Source organism: Desulfolutivibrio sp. (genome assembly GCF_036584575.1).
In the GTDB taxonomy this organism is placed as follows: domain Bacteria; phylum Desulfobacterota; class Desulfovibrionia; order Desulfovibrionales; family Desulfovibrionaceae; genus Desulfolutivibrio.
This window is the reverse complement of sequence record NZ_JAZHDB010000163.1, coordinates 1-15,680: the sequence shown is the minus strand read 5'-3', so window position 1 is coordinate 15,680 and position 15,680 is coordinate 1. Positions and strand designations below refer to the sequence as shown.

Genomic DNA, 15,680 nt, shown 5'->3' with positions numbered 1-15,680 from the left:
ACGAAACAGCGGCCATGTGCGATCTGATCCTGCCCAACTCCCTCACCTTGGAGCGTTTCGACGATGTGGTCACCCCCTACGGGTCGGCGTTTTGCAGCATGACCCTGGTCAAGCCCCTGGTGGCCCCCATCTTCGACACCAAGACCACGGCCGATTTCATTCTGGATACGGCCAAGAAGATGAACCTGGCCCTGGGGCACGACTCCCTGGAGAAGGCCCTCAAGGAAAAGGCGGCGGTTCTGGCCAAGTCCGAAGGATTTATGGCCAAAGAGGTCATGCCCTGGGAGGTTCTGGCCGGAAAAGACAAACCGGCTTTCGACCCCGCCGGGTTGTGGAAAAGCCTTGAAGCCGGGCTGGCCTGGGTCAAGGTCGGCCAGGTGGCCCAGACGGGCCTGTCGTTTGCAGCCAAGGTGCTGGCGGCCCTGAAACCGGCCCAGGCGGAGTTGTCCCTGGCCGGGGTGGCCCAACAGCGCACCGGGACAGCGGCCACCGGACTTCCGGCCCAGTGCCTGACCGCCATTCCCGACACGGATTTGAAGGATGGGGCCTCGATTGTGCGGATAAACGCCGCCACAGCCAAAAAGTACGGCCTGTCCCAGGGATCAAGCGTGACCCTCTCCGGCGCGGGAGCCTCCTGCCCGGCCAAGGCGCATATCGCCGAAAACGTCATGACTGGCGTTGTGGCCGTGCCCATGGGCTTCGGACATACCGCCTTCGACGCGTTCTCCAAGGGCAAGGGCGATAACTTCCTGAAGATCATGGCCGCCTCCGCCGAAGATGGCACGGACATGACCGTTTGGGCTGGCTCCGAAGTGAAAATCGCCTAAAACCAAGCCAAAGGGAAGCCGACATGAGCGCAGCGCATCAGGAATTCGCGACCAAGTGGGGTCTGGTCATCGACATCGACAAATGCACGGGTTGCGGCGCGTGCATGGTCGCATGCCAGACCGAGAACAATATCGCTCCCGAGCAGGACGCGTCCAACAAGCTTCGGACGCTGACCTGGATGAACGTGTACGAACTCAAAAACGGCAAGGAGTTTCCCCAGGCCGAGATGGCGTTTCTGCCCCGGCCCTGCATGCAGTGCGGAAACCCCTCGTGCGTGCCCGTGTGCCCCGTTGTGGCCACGGAAAAAAACGAAGACGGCGGCATCGTCAGCCAGATCTACCCCAGGTGTATCGGCTGCCGGTACTGCATGGCCGCCTGCCCCTACCACTCCCGTTACTTTGGGTGGTTTGATCCGGTTTGGCCCGAAGGCATGGAGAAAACCATCACCCCGTTCACCTCGACCCGGCCGCGCGGCGTGGTGGAGAAGTGCCACTTCTGTCACCACCGCTGGAACCAGGCCAAGGATGCCGCCCGTATCGCCGGAAAGGATCCGAACAACCTTCCGGACGGCGCATACAAGCCTGCCTGTGTCGAGGTGTGCCCCACCGGCGCCATGGCGTTTGGCGACCTGAAAAATCCCAAGCACAAGGTGTATGAACTCTCCAGAAGCAAGTATGCCTTTCGGCTTCTCGAGCGGCTTAACACCGATCCGCAGGTCTATTATATGACCAAGCGCGACTGGGTGCGGCGTCAAGGCGATAATTACCTCCCAAACGAAAAGGCGTAGGAGGGGGATACGATGTCCTTCATTGAAGCGGAAAGAAACTGGTATCCCGAAGGGGTCACCCGGTGCGGCTTGGGGAAATTCCTGGGCTGGCTCACGATCCTGTCGGCTGTTTTGGCCTTCGGCGTCGTGGCTGCCCTGTTCATCTTCATCTTCGGCATCGGCGTCACCGGAATGGACAACTATTTCGGGTTCGGGCTGTGGATCACCTTTGACTTGGCGGTGATCGCCCTGGGCGCCGGGGCGTTTTTTACGGGCCTTTTACGCTACATCATCCGAATCGACGAGCTCAAAGATATCATCAATCTGGCCGTCATCATTGGATTTATCTGTTATTCCGGGGCCATGCTCATCCTGACCATGGACATCGGACAGCCGGTGCGGGCCTGGTTCGGCTACTGGCATCCCAATGTCCATTCCATGCTCACCGAAGTGATCTTCTGCATCACCTGCTACCTGACCGTGCTCATTATCGAGGTGGTGCCGCTGGTATTTGAGCAGAAGCAGCTCAACAAGATTCCGCTTCTGCACCACATCGCCCACAACTTCCACGTGGTCATGCCCCTTTTCGCGGGCCTGGGCGCCTTCCTGTCCACCTTCCACCAGGGATCGCTGGGCGGCATGTACGGCGTGCTCTTCGCCCGCCCCTATGCCTTTCGCGAGGGCTTTTTCATCTGGCCCTGGACGTTCTTCCTCTTCGTGCTGTCGGCCATCGCCTCGGGACCGTGCATGACGGTTCTGGTGTGCGCCCTCATGGAGAAGTTGACCGGACGCCAGTTGACCACCTACCGGGTCAAATCGCTCATGGCCAAGATCGGCGGCACCATGCTCCTGATCTACATGGTCATGAAGTATCTGGACACCTGGGCCTGGATCACCAACATCCTGCCCAAGGCCGGGCTGACCTTCGACCAGATGTTCTATGGCATGATCTACGGCAAGTGGCTCATGTTCCTGGAACTGGTGGTGTGCATCCTGGTCCCGGTGATCTTCTTGCTGGTTCCTGCCCTGCGCCGTCGCCCGGCGTTCATGTACTGGGCCTGCATCCTCAACTGCCTGGGCATCATCATCAACCGCTACGTGTTCACGGTGCAGACCATCGCCTTCCCGGTTTTGCCCTTTGATTCCTGGATGACCTACGCCCCCAACTGGGCGGAGTGGGCCACCACCTGCATGATCCTGGCCTACGGCGGCATCATCATGAGCTTGGCCTATCGCTATCTGCCCCTGTTTCCCCAGGAAGTGCGGCTGAATAAGTAAGCCACGCCGAAAACGCTTCCCAGGACGAACGCATGACGTCCCCCATCCGTTGCGAACGGATGGGGGACGTTTTTTTTGGGGAGGAGGCCTTTCCATTGTCACGTCGGTTGTCCCCTGAAGGGCGTGCGGGCGTGCCCGTCATCAACCCTGACAGGCGTGTCCGCCGCCAACCCGGCCATCTCCCTATTTCACTGGGGAGGCCGGTTCATGCAAAGTTGGTGTGGGGCCAACCCGGCCGGGCGGCTGAGTCGCCGTCTGCGCGATTCACGCCCCGCTCGGCATAACTGCCGGGACATGGTCTCCCGGGGCATGAACCGCAGAGACCGACAGGACCGCGGGGAAATCCTCGCGGCAGTCTTCCGACAGCCTTTCAGGCGTCGTGGAGTGACGCCGTCAGTACGATTTGTTCACCACACGGCGTGACTGCCGGGGCATGGTCTCCCTGGGCTTGAGGACGCTGGGAAATCAGGCCGCCAGCCTTTCTGGCGGCCTGAAGTGACGCCAAACCAGCCTCATGGAGACGCCCCTCGGGATGTCATGAAGGGTTCATTGAGACGCCCCGGCCTGTTCCCGCCTCAACAGCCGCGTGGTTTCCGCACAGCGGACGGTCCTGCCCCCGAAACGCCGTATCGGCCCAGGCCGTCCCCGGACATGCAGAGCGGGCATGGGGATGAGGCCGGTCGGCTTTTTCGGAGGGCAAAGGACTCGCTTTTGCCCAAAACGCCGGGGCAAAAAACACCTGCGGATGACGATGGCTGGGCGGAAAACGGAGGGGGCTTCCGTCGCTTGCGATGGAAGCCCCACAGAGTGCTTTTGGGCGGGCCCTGTCGACACCGGGTCGGCTGGACCATTGGTCTTTTGCCCGCAGGGGCGGCGCCGGGCTAGTGGGCGATGCGACCCCGACGGTACTGGATATAGAAATCACGCATGGAGACGTACGGCTCCAGGGCGGACTTCTTCATGGAGTCGTAGTCGTCGAGATATTCCGGCAGACGGTTGAAGCGGTTGCCGGCGCTTATGACATAGCTCAGGTACCAGGTCTGGTCCTGGCCCTGATAGTCCCAAAGGCCGAAAATCCAGGTCAGGGGGTTGGCCGCGACGTCGCCCACCAGCCCCACGGAGTCCCGGGCGCTGGATGGGCCGAGAAACGGCCACACGATATAAAAGCCTTCGCCCATGCCGTAATAGCCCAGGGTCTGGCCGAAGTCCTCATCCCCGGGTTGCAGATTGGGGTCGGATTTGGCCAGGTCGAAGAATCCGCCGATGCCGAAGGTGGAGTTGATCATGAACCGTCCGAACTCGCGGGCGGCCTTGGTCATGTTGAGCTGGAGCAGGGCATTGAGGAAGCGGATGGGAAAGGTGAAGTTGTCGTAGACGTTTTTCATTCCCGTGCGGGCGAAGTCGGGCACCACATACCGGTATCCCTGCACCACGGGACGTATGCCGGTATAGAAATAGTCGTTGAAGGTGAACCAGAAGCGGTTCCAGCCCATCAGGGGGTCGTTGACGGGTGCGGAGCCGGGATCCTCCGAATATTCATCCGGCGCCTCCGCCGGGGCGGCGGCGGCCTGCTGGGCCTGGGCGCTTGATTCCACCGGGGGGGCGAAATCTCTGGCTGCCTGGCTCTTTTTTCCGTTGCATCCCGTTGCCAGGGCAAGGGCGGAGAAAAGTGCGCACACAAGCAATATCCGGAGGAAGGGGGAGCGTTTCATAGTATTCCTGTGCCGTGAGTCCGGTAAAAGGTGATATATCACACCTTGGACGTTTAATACGTTACGATTTCTTGCCAAGCATGTCTATGAGCTTGTCCGGCGACTCTTTCAGAAGTATCTGGGCAAACTGATTGCGATAGTTCTGTACCAGACTCACCCCTTCGATCACCACGTCATAGACCCTCCAGCCGCTGGCGTTGCGCATGCGGTAGGTGATGGGGATGTCGCGTCCCTTGCTGGTGACGACGGTGGGGATCTCCGCCCGGTCGGCGGCGAGCATTTTTTCCGCAAGGTAGTTGACCTTTTCATCGGAGTAACTCTCGATGCGGTCAAGGTAGGTGTTTTGTAAAAGGGTCAAAAACGCCTCGGAAAAACGCTCCTGTTGGGCCGGGGAAAATTTATCCCAGTTGGTGGCCAGGGCCCGGCGGGAAAGTTCCTTGGCGTCGAAAATGCCCTGGACCGTCTTGACGAGCTTTTCGCGCATCACGGGCTTGGTGGCCGCGTCCTTGTAGGCGGGATCCTGCAAAAGCAGGATGACCTGATCCACGGAGCGTTGCAGGGTCTCTTTGGGGGCCTCGGCCCAGGCCGTGGCCGGAAACAGGACCAGGATCGCGAAGAGAAAGGAGAGTCGTTTGAAATCACATATCATGCCGGTCAACCTCGGAATGGTTTCACGGGGAGGCCTTTGGCGTCGCCGCAGGTTATTTTACGCCTCCAAAGACGTATTTGCCGATCAGGTCCGTAAGGTCCACGGACGACTCTGTTTCCACCAGCATGCCCCCGGGTTGGACGAAAACTCCCGAACCGCCCGGAGAAACCTTAACGTATTTGTCGCCGATAAGCCCGCTGGTCTTGATGGACACGATGGCGTCGTCCGTCAGACGAACGTCATTTTGGATGCGAAGCTCCACCACGGCGGCATTGTCCCCCGGGTCGAGCCCGATGGAGGCCACCTTTCCCACGCGCACCCCGGCCATTTCCACGTAGGCCCCGGTTCCCAGCCCCGTCACGTCGCTGAAACGGGCGTACACATGATAGTCGTTCCCACCGAAAATTTCCATTTTTCCCAGTTTGACGGTCAGATAGGTGACGCACAAAAGACCCGCCAGGACAAAGATGCCGACGGCCGTCTCAATGGTGTATTTTTTCATGTCGCACGGTTGTACGGTCATCCCGCCCGGCTTGCAAGGACCGCGTCGGCGGTCCCGGGGTTTAGAGTAAAAAGGAGGTTACGGCGTAATCCGCCACCAGGATCGAGACGCAGGACACGACCACCGCCGAGGTGGTGGCCAGACTGACTCCCTTGGCCCCGAAGCCTCCGGGCCGCATATGGGCGAAATAGCCCTGGTAGCAGCACACGGCGGCCACCAGGAGGGCAAAAATCAGGGATTTGACGAACCCGCCGCTGACGTCGGCCAGAACCACCGAGGCGTCGATGCGCTGGAAATAGACCCCGGGGTTGATGCCCAACATGGTCACGCCGGTCAGGTAGCCGCCCAGGATGCCGATGACGTCGAAGATGGCCGTGAGCAGGGGAAAGGAGATGATCGCCGCGGCCAGACGCGGGGCGATGAGATAGCGCATGGGATCGATGTCCATGGTCGTTAGGGCGTCGATCTGCTCGGAGATGCGCATGATGCCGATTTCGGCGGCCATGGACGAACCGGCCCGGCCGGTGATCATGATGGCCGTCAGGACCGGCCCGAGTTCGCGGATGATGGACAGGGCCACGGCCGCGCCCAAAAGCCCCTCGGAGCCGAATTTGACCAGGGTGTAATAGCCTTGCAGGCCAAGGACCATGCCTGTGAACAGCCCGATGAGCGCGATGACGGAAATGGATTTGACGCCGATGAAATAGACCTGCTGGACGATTTTTCCGATTTGCAGGGGCAGGGTGAAGATGTGGCGCAGCCCCAGCACGGTGAAGATGGCCAGGCCCCCGAGCTCGGAAATGCCGTGAATGGTGGCGGCGCCGAGACGGGCCAGGGGATTTTTTGGGGCGAAGACGCCGGTGGCGGATGGTTGCGTCATGGTGCGGTGTCGATCCCGGGCGACTTTCTAAGACTTTCATACGGTTGATGCGAAAGACCGACCTCAGACTAGCATTGTTTTGCGTCCAGGAAAAGCATGCGTGGGGGGGATATCCGGAAAAGATGAGCCTTTCCCGGCCTCGCCGCCGCTTTCGTGTTCAGGAGCATGCAAGCCGGATGCCGAAAAAATGAGCGTCCCTCCGGCGAGGGCCTTTGGGGCTGCGGACACAGTCGGGAGTCTCGAAAAGCACGAGCGGGTTGCGGCAAGGCCCGCGCCGTAGGCGAGGGGGGGACGCCATTTTGCCCGGCGGCCTGGCCGTCGACGGCGCGCAACCCCGGTTTTGACAAACCGGGGTTGCGCCATCAGGTAAAACGTCCCTCCGGGGGGGGGGCGTTGCCGAGGCGGGGCCTAGTTGGCCTTGACGGGCGCCCCGGGTTTGGCCGGGGTGGTTCCGGCCGGGGCGGGCTGGGGCGTCGCCGTCGTGGCGGCGCCAGCCTCGGCCTTGGCCGGGGCCTTGGCCGCCTTGCCCAGGGTGGCCGGATCGGACTGGCCCGGGTGGCAGGAGGCGCAAAAGACGCCCAGATCCTTGCCGTTATTGGTGTTTATGGTGAGGTATTTGTAGTTCTGGTTGGACGGATGAGGGTCGTGGCAGCCCACGCAGGTCAGCAGGCCCTTGCGCAGCATGGCCTCGGGCACCTTGAGCTTTTTGGGGGCCACGCCCGTGGGGTGGGAGTTTTTGAGCATGATGGGCGTGATGCCGCTTTTGTCGTTGTGGCACCCCAGACACAGGGCGTCCACCTGGGCCGGATCGAGCTTGCCGCCAAACGCCGTGGACTGTTCGGCCAGGGGGGCCACGCTGAAGATGAAGGCGCCCTTGGATGCATGCACGCTGTGACAGTCCTTGCAATCCACGTCGTGGCCCACAGCCAGGGCCGGGCTGGAACAGAAGATCGCCCCGCAGGCGAAAATCGCCACCGCCATGCGTTTCATGAATCCCTCCTCCGTAAGCGTGAGACCTCGGGCCAAGGCCGATGAAAACACCCTTTTTGCGGGTTGTTACACGGCATGGCGAGGTGCATCAAGCAGGGATCGTGAAAAAAATCACCTTTCCCGACCGCCCTCCCGGCGGCGTCAGCGCGACGGCACGGACCCAAGCGGCGCGCGGCGGTCTTTGACGTAGGAGTTCCCGGGCCGGGACTTGGCGTATTTCTTCACCTCGGCCACCCGCCCGCTGAGCTCCTCCATGGTGAAGGGGTGGGCGAAGGCGCAGTCCAGATAGCCCAAAGACAGGGACATGAGGGGAAAGTCCCCCTCCCGGCCGTCGCGGCCCCGGCCCACGATAAAGCCCCTGGCCCGGTCCTCGGAGGTATAGAGATCCGGGGCGGCGGCGTCGAAATGTCGGCAAATGAGACGGCAGATGTCTTCGGCCTGTTTTTGGCCGCACATGATGATGAAGTCGTCGCCGCCCACGTGCCCGATGAAGTCGTCGGGCTCCCCATGGTGGCTGACGGCCTCGCGCAGCACCTCGGCCGCCAGCAGGATGGCCTTGTCGCCGCTTTTGAAGCCGTAGACGTCGTTGTAGACCTTGAAATTGTCCAGATCCACGTAGATGAGGCTCGACGGGATCCCCTCCCGGGAACGGCGGTTGATCTCGGCCTCGATGGCCACGTTTCCGGCCAGCCCTGTGAGCGGATTGGAGCCTTTGGCCAGCTCCACCTGCACCCGGGCCATGCTGTCCAGCATGGTCTGCACCGAGACCGTGCCGAAGAAGGCCCCGCCCTCGGTGACCAGGATGTCGTCATAGATCTTGCGGTGCTCCCGGCGCATGGCCAGGCTGGCCACCTCTTCCAGGGGCCGGTCGCCCTCGACCACCAGGGGGTCGCGGTCCATGAGCTTGACCACCTTGCGGTCCGAGTAGAGGGACAGCCCGAACTGGGTGCTCAGGTGCCGGTCCAGGTTGTAGTTCATGAGGATTCCCAGAGGCCTTTTGCCGTCCACGATGACCACGTTGGCCATGGGCGGGCGATCCTCCAGAAGTTTTTTCACCTCCCGGATGGTGGTCGCCGGACCCACCACCAGGGTCTCCTGGATGAGGTTTTTTACCGGGGTCGAGCACTTGAGCTCGCCCCGGCCCACATCGGAAAAGGAGGCCAGGGCGGGGATATGCGGGGTGACGACAGGTTTGGGAAACCCGGGCCGGGAGAAGTAGTACCCCTGCCCGGCCTGGACCCCCATGGAGGCCAGGGAGGTCAGTTCTGTTTCGGACTCGATGCCCACGGCGATCACTCGGCCTTTGATCTTTTCCCCCAGGCATACCAGGGTCTCCACCATGACCCGGTTGAAGGGGTTGGACTGGATGCCTCCGATGACCGACACGTCGGCCTTGATGTAGTCCGGCCGGATGCGGCACAGGGCCCGAAGCGTCATGTTCCCCGCCCCGATGTCGTCCATGGCCACCCGGATGCCCTTGTCCCGGTACAGTTCGAGTTTCTGCTGGAGGATGTCCAGGTCGCCTGCGGTCTGGCGCTCGGTGAATTCGAACACCAGGTTGTCGGGGTGCAGGCCGTGGTCGCCCAGGTAGTCCGGGATGCCCGCCGGGGTGAACTGGGGGTCGGTGAAGGAGGCCGGATGGATGTTGATGAAAAGCAGTTGCCCGGGCTCCATGGGGCCAAGTCCGGCCACGGCCATTTCAAAAAAGAGCCGCTCCAGGGCGAAGACCTGGCCGATGCTCTCGGCAAAGGACAAAAGGACCAGGGGATCGTGAAACGGCGTGTCCTTGGGGCCGCGCAAAAAGGCCTCGTAGCCCAGGACCGTGCCCGGGGCGAAGTCCACAATGGGCTGATAGACCGGCTGAAGCAGTCTGTCGCGCATGATGGTCAGGAAGAGTTCGTGCAACTTGGCCCGGGTGTCGAGCATCTCCGCCGTGTTTTCGCGCCCCAGGCGCACGGCCCGCAGATAGGCCCCCAGGGCGGCCCGGTCCATGTTCTCCCGGTCGTGACCGGGGGCGATGTCGATGGCGCTGTACCCCATGGCCAGAGGGAGGGAAGGCTCGTCGGGGCCGAAGGCCTGCTGTGCGGCGGCGGACAGGGTCTTTCGTCGGATGTCCGGATAGGCCTTGGCCAGGACGGCCTCGCGGCCCGGGGGATGGGCCAGGATCATGACCGCCCCGGTCGGCCCGGCGGTGAAAAGCGCCACGGGACGGCAATCCGGAACCTCGTGCCGCAGGGCGTTTCTTGCGGCCTCCACCAGGCATTCCATGACGAAAAGCCCCTGGCTGGGGCCGCTGGCCCCCTGCAGGAAGGCCGTCTCCGGCATGCCCAGGGTCAGGATGCCGAGGCCTTCGCTTTCGGCCTCCTCGCGGAGCACGCCCCACACCTCGTCCGGGAGAAACCGCCGGACCTTGCCAGCCAGGGCGTTTTTTTCCAGGGTTCGGTTTTTTTCGAGCATTCCTTTGAACATGAGCGACGAGGCTATTTCAGGATGATTCATGGCGTCACCTCCTTAAGGAAGCGTCCTTGAATACGTGTCCGGGCCAGGGGTGTCGGGTAAGGGCGAACGGGACGCGGCGCCATCCACCACGGACTCGAAGGGCCCGGGCCGGGCGAAGCGGTAGCCCTGGCCCAGGCGGCAGTCCATGGCCACCAGCCGTTCCCATTGGACATCCGTTTCGATGCCTTCGGCAATGACCGACATGTCCAGGTTCTTGGCCAGGGCCAGGATGGAATGGACGATCTTGCCGTTTTTGTCTCCGATCTGGCCCAGCCCGCTGATGAAGGAACGGTCGATCTTGAGGGTGTCGAAGGGAAAGGCGTGCAGATGGCTTAAAGACGAATAACCCGTGCCGAAATCGTCCATGGACAGTCCCACCCCGAGTTCGCGCAGACTCTCCAGAAGCAGGGCGGCCTGGCCGGGATTGGCGGCGATGGCGCTCTCCGTGACCTCCAGTTTGAGCAGGTCCGGGGCCAGGCCGGTGTCGGCCAGCACCCGGCTGATGTCCGCCACCAGCCCCTCGTGGTCGAACTGCCGCACGGAGAGGTTCACGGAGACGAAAATGGCCTCCTGCGGCCCGGCCTTTGCGTTGAAGGCGGCCACCCGGCGGCAGGCCTCGGCCAGGACGAAGCCGCCGATGTCCACGATGAGTCCGGTTTCCTCGGCCATGGGCACGAATTCCATGGGGGCGATCAGCCCTCGGGTGGGGTGCCGCCAGCGGACCAGGGCCTCGACGCCCACGGTTCGGGACGGGGCCAGGGACAGGATGGGCTGGTAGTGGACTTCGAATTCGTCCCGGTCCACGGCCTTGCGCAGATCCGTCTCCAGGGCCAGGAGGCTGACGGCCTGCTTGTGCATCCGGGAATGGAAGACCCGGTAGCCGCCCTTGCCCCGGGCCTTGGCCTTGAACATGGCCGTGTCCGCGTCGCGCACGATCTGGTCCGGGTCGGTGTAGTCCGCCGTGCTGTAGACGATGCCGATGCTGGCCGAGGCGAACACCTCGCCCTCGTCCATGGCGAAGGGCCGGGTCAGGGATTCCCGGATGCGCTCCGCCACCCGGATGGCCTGCCGGTCGTCGTCGATCTCGTCGAGCAAAAGGATGAATTCGTCCCCTCCGAAGCGGGCCACCGTGTCCACGCGGCGCAGGCAGTCCGCGATCCTGCGCCCGATCCTGGCCAGGAGCCGGTCGCCCACGGAGTGGCCGAGGGAATCGTTTATGAGCTTGAAGCGGTCCACGTCCACGAAGAGCACGGCGAACTGATAGCCCTGCTTGCGTTTGATGCGTTCGATGGCGTGGGTCAGGCGGTCCAGAAAAAGCGCCCGGTTGGGCAGTCCGGTCAGGGCGTCCAGGAAGACGTGGCGTTTGAGCTGTTCCTCGAAGGCCTTGCGGTCGGTCACGTCCCGGCAGTTGAGGATGATGCCGGACACGGCGTCGTCGGTCAGGCAGTTGGTGGCCGTGGCCTCCAGGGAGAGAGGGGAGCCGTCGCGCCGGAAGCGCCGGAATTCGAAGGAGGGGCTGTCGCCGGGATGGGCCGCGACGGCCTTGAGGATACCCTCGAACATGGTGCGGTCGTCGGGGTGCATGTGCTGTTCGAAAAACGTCCCGGCGGTCTCCTCAATGCTCAGCCCCAGGCATTTGGCGGCCGAGGGGCTTTCGTGGAGGATGCGGCCCTGGGCGTCCACGATGGTGATGATGTCCGTGGATTTTTCGATGATGGAGCCGTGAAAGCGTTCCCGGCGGACCAGTTCGTCCATGGCCCGGCGCTGGCGGGTGACGTCGCCGCCCACGCAAAGAATCCCCGTGGCCACGCCGTTTTCCAGGATGGGCCGGTTGGCCCAGGACACGAAGACCCGTTCCCCGTTTTTGCGCAGGTTCTCGTTTTCGCTTTCGGGGTAGCGCTCGGGGTGGGCGCAGACGGCGCGGAAAAAGGCTGCCAGATCGCGTCCCGAGGAATCCACGGGGGGGAGGATGGTCTCCAGGGCGCTTTTGCCGACCAGTTCCTCCCGGGAGAATCCGAAAAAGCGCTGGGCGAATTCGTTGGCGAAGGTGATGCGGCCCGTCCGGTCCAGGCGCAGTATGATGCAGTTGGTGAGCTCCACGATCTCCCGGTAGCGTTCCTCACTGTCCTTCATGGGGGTCACGTCGCGCACCACGGCCAGGACGGAACTGCCCGCCAGGGGGGTCAGGGTGGCGGAAAAATGGCGACGCACCCGGCCAAGGCGAGATGAAAAATCCACATGCTGCACCCCGCGCTCCTTGCCCGCTTGGGACAGGGCCCGCCAAACGGCGGCCAGGTCTTTTTCATCGAGAAGCCGGGCGATGTTTTTCCCCGCCAGCCGGGCCGGGTCGAACCCTTCGGCATGATAGGCCGTCCGGACAACCCGCAGCAGGCGACCGTCGAGATCCACTTCCAACACCATGCTGCGCATGGCCGTGAGCATGGCCTGCATCTCGTGGCGCAGGCGGCGGGCGGGCCTGGCGGCCATCGAAACGGCTGGGGGGGCGTCGGCCCCGCGCCGGTTTTTGGGGACGACGGCCAGGGTCAGGGCCGAGACGGCGGCGAAGGTGGCGGCCAGGTATTCCCAGGATGTCGCCTGAAACGGCGCGGGCAGGGCGACCAGGGTGGTTTCAAAGGCCCCCATGGCGGCGGCGTGTTTTCCGGTTTCCAAAGCGCCTGCCGGGGTGACGGCGGCCAGCGCCGCCAGCGTCAGGGCGCCTGCGGCCAAAGCGGCCAGGGCGGCAAAGTGGGCGAGGATCGTTCCCGTCATGCGTCGGGGCATGAGTCGTTCTCCCTGCATGCGGTGAAAAACCGGCGATGCGTGTTGGCAACCCGCTTCCTGCCTGAAAAGCGTGGCGACTCTGTGACGGCGGCATGCCGGTCCCGTGTTTCCGGGCCTTTTGGGGAATGCCGTCTGGCGCGAAACAGGGTGTTGACTGCTTAAACCATGTGGTTTAACCATACGGTTACATCGGGAGGAAACGACATGGATGAAAAACTGGCCGTCAGGCGACGCATCCTGGACGCCGCCGCAGAGAGTTTTTCCCGGGAAGGATTCGCCGGGGCGAGAGTGGAGCGCATCGCCAAGGCCGCCGGGGTGAACAAGGCCGGGCTCTACTACCATGTGGGCAACAAGGCCCGGCTGTTTGAAGAGGTGATGGTGGAGCTTTTTTCCCAGATGGCCGACCGCCTGGAGGCGGCCATGGCCGCCGCCGAGAGCCCCGCGCAGAGCCTGGACATCCTGGTGCGCGCCCTGGCCCAGGCCTTCGAGGATGGCCCGGCCCAGGCCCGGATCATGCTCATTGAGGTGGCCCGGGGCGGGCTGAACGTTTCCGAGAAGGTCATGCATCAGGTGGAGCGGGTGTTCCTCTGCACGGCCCAGGCCGTTCGCCGTGGCGTCGAGGGCGGCCAGCGCTTGCCGGAAAATCCGTTTTTCGTGCATATGTGCATGGTGGGGAGCCTGTCCCTGTTCGCGCTGTCCGGGCCCATACGGGCGAGGGTGGCCAATATGGGGCTGGGCAGAAGAAACGGGATCGACCCCACTGCGCCCCTGGGCGAGATGGCGGAGTTCCTGGTCGGGCTGTTTCAGCGGGGACTGGCCGTCCCGCCGCCCAAGGCGCAAGAGGAGAAACGTTCATGCGATGCGTAGCGGCCGTCCGGAAGGCGTGCGGGCTTGCGGCCCTGGCCGTGGCGCTTTGCGCCCTGGCCGGATGCAGTCAGGCCCCCTCGGATGTCCTGCCCGGATATGTGGAGGGGGAGTTCGTCTACGTGGCCTCCATGCTGGCCGGGCGGCTCGACGCCCTGCCCGCCGTCAAGGGCGGTCGGATCGCTGCGGGGGCGCCCCTTTTCGTCCTGGAGCACGACTACGAGCAAAAGGCCCTGGACAAGGCCGAGGCCGAACTGGCCAGGGCTCGGGACAACCTGCGCGATGCGGAAAAAGGCCTGCGCCCCGAGGAGATCGACCAGCTTACGGCCTCCCTGCGGCGCGCCCGCTCGGCCCTGTCCCTGGCCGAGATCGAACACTCCCGGCGAGAGAACCTCTACGCCTCCGGCTCCGTCTCCAAGGAGGAGCTGGACAAGGCCCGCACCGAGCACGAAAGCAGCCAGGCCCAGGTGCATGAGTTTGAGGCCAAGCTGGCCACGGGGAAGCTGCCCCAGCGCATCGACCAGATCATGGCCGCCCGGGCGGTGGTGGACGCGGCCAAGGCCGGTGTGGCCCAGGCACGGTGGAGCCTGGACCAGAAGATCCAGGCTGCGCCGGTCTCGGGACTGGTCTTCGACATCCTGCACTACGTGGGTGAGTGGGTGGCGGCGTCAAGCCCCGTGGCGGTCCTTCTGCCCCCGGAGAACGTCAAGGTCCGCTTTTTCGTCCCCGAGGCGCTGGTGGCCTCCATCCGGCCCGGCCAAGGCGTCCTGGTGGCCCGGGACGGCCTCCCCGAACCCGCCGAGGCCGTGGTGGATTACGTGTCCACCCAGGCCGAATATGCCCCACCCGTCATTTTCAGCCAGGGATTTCGGGAAAAGCTGGTCTTTTTGGTGGAGGCCCGTTTCGCCCCCGAGGTGGCCCTGACCATGCACCCGGGGCAGCCCGTGGACGTCCGCCTGACCGCCTCAGTCCCGGGAAAGTCGCAGCAATGAGCGCCGCCGCCCCGGTCATCGATGTCCATGAACTGACCAAGGTCTTCGGCAAAAAGACCGTGGTGGACAAGGTGTCGCTTTCCGTCCGGGAGGGGGAGATCTACGGTTTCCTCGGTCCCAACGGCTCGGGCAAGACCACCACCATCCGCATGCTGTGCGGGCTTTTGCGCCCAGACGGCGGCAACGGAACCTGCCTGGGCCACGACGTGCTCACCGAGTCCGAGCTGATCAAGCCCCATGTCGGCTACATGGCCCAGCGCTTCAGCCTGTACGGGGACTTGAGCGTGCGGGAAAATCTGGAGTTCATCGCCCGCATGTACGGCGTCGCGAACCGCCGCCAGGCCGTAAACGACACCATGGAGCGCATGAATCTGGCTGGCTTTGCCGTCACCCTGGCCGGAAATCTCTCCGGCGGCTGGAAGCAGCGCCTGGCGTTGGCCGCCTGCATGATCCACTCCCCGAAACTCCTGCTTTTGGACGAACCCACGGCCGGGGTCGATCCCACGGCCCGGCGCGATTTCTGGGACGAGGTCCACAAGCTGGCCGGGCAGGGCATCACCGCGCTTATTTCCACCCACTACATGGACGAGGCCGAACGCTGCCACCGGCTGGCCTACATCGCCTACGGCAAACTCCTGACCACCGGGACAGCCGCCGAAATCGTGGCCAGGGAGAATCTGGCCACCTGGGAGATCTCCGGACAGGATCTGTATTCCCTCATCGACGGCCTGCGCGCCCTGCCCGGGGTGGAGCAGGTGGTGGCCTTCGGGGTCACCCTGCATGTCAGCGGCAAGGACGCCCGGACCATGGAAGAACATCTGACGCCCTTTTTGGCGGGCAGGGCCACGGCCGCACGCATCGCCTCGAGCCTGGAAGAGGTGTTCATCAGCCTCATGCGCGGCACGAAGCCGTAAACGGAGAACGGGGGGAAACTTTGTG

At 63.5% G+C, this 15,680-nt stretch carries 13 protein-coding genes; 6 read left to right on the top strand and 7 right to left on the bottom strand.

All coding sequences use genetic code 11. The features are described 5' to 3' along the window. From V3572_RS12135 to qrcD, 3 genes are all read left to right on the top strand, one after another. A partial coding sequence (locus V3572_RS12135; RefSeq protein ID WP_332111265.1) for a molybdopterin dinucleotide binding domain-containing protein occupies positions 1-827 on the top strand: 827 nt, incomplete at its 5' end. A gap of 23 nt (positions 828-850) precedes the next feature. Next, positions 851-1,615, top strand: a complete 765-nt coding sequence (gene qrcC, locus V3572_RS12130; RefSeq protein WP_332111264.1) for a menaquinone reductase iron-sulfur cluster-binding subunit QrcC — start codon at positions 851-853, stop codon at positions 1,613-1,615. 12 nt (positions 1,616-1,627) lie between these two features. Beyond that, positions 1,628-2,872, top strand: coding sequence for a menaquinone reductase integral membrane subunit QrcD (gene qrcD / locus V3572_RS12125; protein ID WP_332111263.1), 1,245 nt, complete (start codon positions 1,628-1,630; stop codon positions 2,870-2,872). A gap of 881 nt (positions 2,873-3,753) precedes the next feature. On the opposite strand, the gene V3572_RS12120 is transcribed toward qrcD, so the two are convergent. The 7 genes from V3572_RS12120 to V3572_RS12090 all read right to left on the bottom strand — a co-directional run bounded on the left by V3572_RS12120 (position 3,754) and on the right by V3572_RS12090 (position 12,885). Beyond that, positions 3,754-4,467, bottom strand: a complete 714-nt coding sequence (locus V3572_RS12120; RefSeq protein WP_332111262.1) for an MlaA family lipoprotein — start codon at positions 4,465-4,467, stop codon at positions 3,754-3,756. A 178-nt stretch (positions 4,468-4,645) separates the two neighbouring features. Further along, positions 4,646-5,233 (bottom strand): MlaC/ttg2D family ABC transporter substrate-binding protein, encoded by a 588-nt coding sequence (locus V3572_RS12115; RefSeq protein ID WP_332111261.1) that lies wholly within the window; start codon positions 5,231-5,233, stop codon positions 4,646-4,648. Between the two features lie 52 nt (positions 5,234-5,285). After that, positions 5,286-5,735 carry an outer membrane lipid asymmetry maintenance protein MlaD gene (gene mlaD, locus V3572_RS12110; RefSeq protein WP_332111266.1) on the bottom strand — a complete coding sequence of 150 codons (450 nt, stop codon included), beginning with the start codon at positions 5,733-5,735 and terminating at the stop codon, positions 5,286-5,288. A gap of 61 nt (positions 5,736-5,796) precedes the next feature. Next, a complete protein-coding gene (locus tag V3572_RS12105) occupies positions 5,797-6,615 on the bottom strand; it encodes an MlaE family ABC transporter permease (RefSeq protein ID WP_332111260.1) in 819 nt (272 codons plus the stop codon). Positions 6,616-7,023: 408 nt separating this feature from the next. After that, the gene (locus V3572_RS12100; protein ID WP_332111259.1) at positions 7,024-7,605 is read right to left on the bottom strand and encodes a cytochrome c3 family protein; all 582 of its coding nucleotides are present in this window, start codon (positions 7,603-7,605) and stop codon (positions 7,024-7,026) included. Positions 7,606-7,746: 141 nt separating this feature from the next. Then, entirely contained in the window at positions 7,747-10,104 is a 2,358-nt protein-coding gene (locus V3572_RS12095) for a GGDEF domain-containing protein (protein ID WP_332111258.1), read from the bottom strand. A 12-nt stretch (positions 10,105-10,116) separates the two neighbouring features. Further along, the gene (locus tag V3572_RS12090; protein WP_332111257.1) at positions 10,117-12,885 is read right to left on the bottom strand and encodes a sensor domain-containing protein; all 2,769 of its coding nucleotides are present in this window, start codon (positions 12,883-12,885) and stop codon (positions 10,117-10,119) included. Between the two features lie 204 nt (positions 12,886-13,089). Between V3572_RS12090 and V3572_RS12085 the strand changes: the two genes are divergently transcribed. From V3572_RS12085 to V3572_RS12075, 3 genes are read left to right on the top strand one after another with little or no spacing between them, the layout of a single operon-like run. Further along, the gene (locus V3572_RS12085; protein WP_332111256.1) at positions 13,090-13,752 is read left to right on the top strand and encodes a TetR/AcrR family transcriptional regulator; all 663 of its coding nucleotides are present in this window, start codon (positions 13,090-13,092) and stop codon (positions 13,750-13,752) included. Then, the gene (locus tag V3572_RS12080; protein WP_332111255.1) at positions 13,740-14,741 is read left to right on the top strand and encodes an HlyD family secretion protein; all 1,002 of its coding nucleotides are present in this window, start codon (positions 13,740-13,742) and stop codon (positions 14,739-14,741) included. Before V3572_RS12085 ends, V3572_RS12080 begins: the two co-directional genes overlap by 13 nt. After that, complete coding sequence (locus V3572_RS12075) at positions 14,738-15,655, top strand: ABC transporter ATP-binding protein (protein ID WP_332111254.1); 918 nt, start codon at positions 14,738-14,740, stop codon at positions 15,653-15,655. Before V3572_RS12080 ends, V3572_RS12075 begins: the two co-directional genes overlap by 4 nt. The last annotated feature ends 25 nt before the right edge of the window (positions 15,656-15,680 follow it).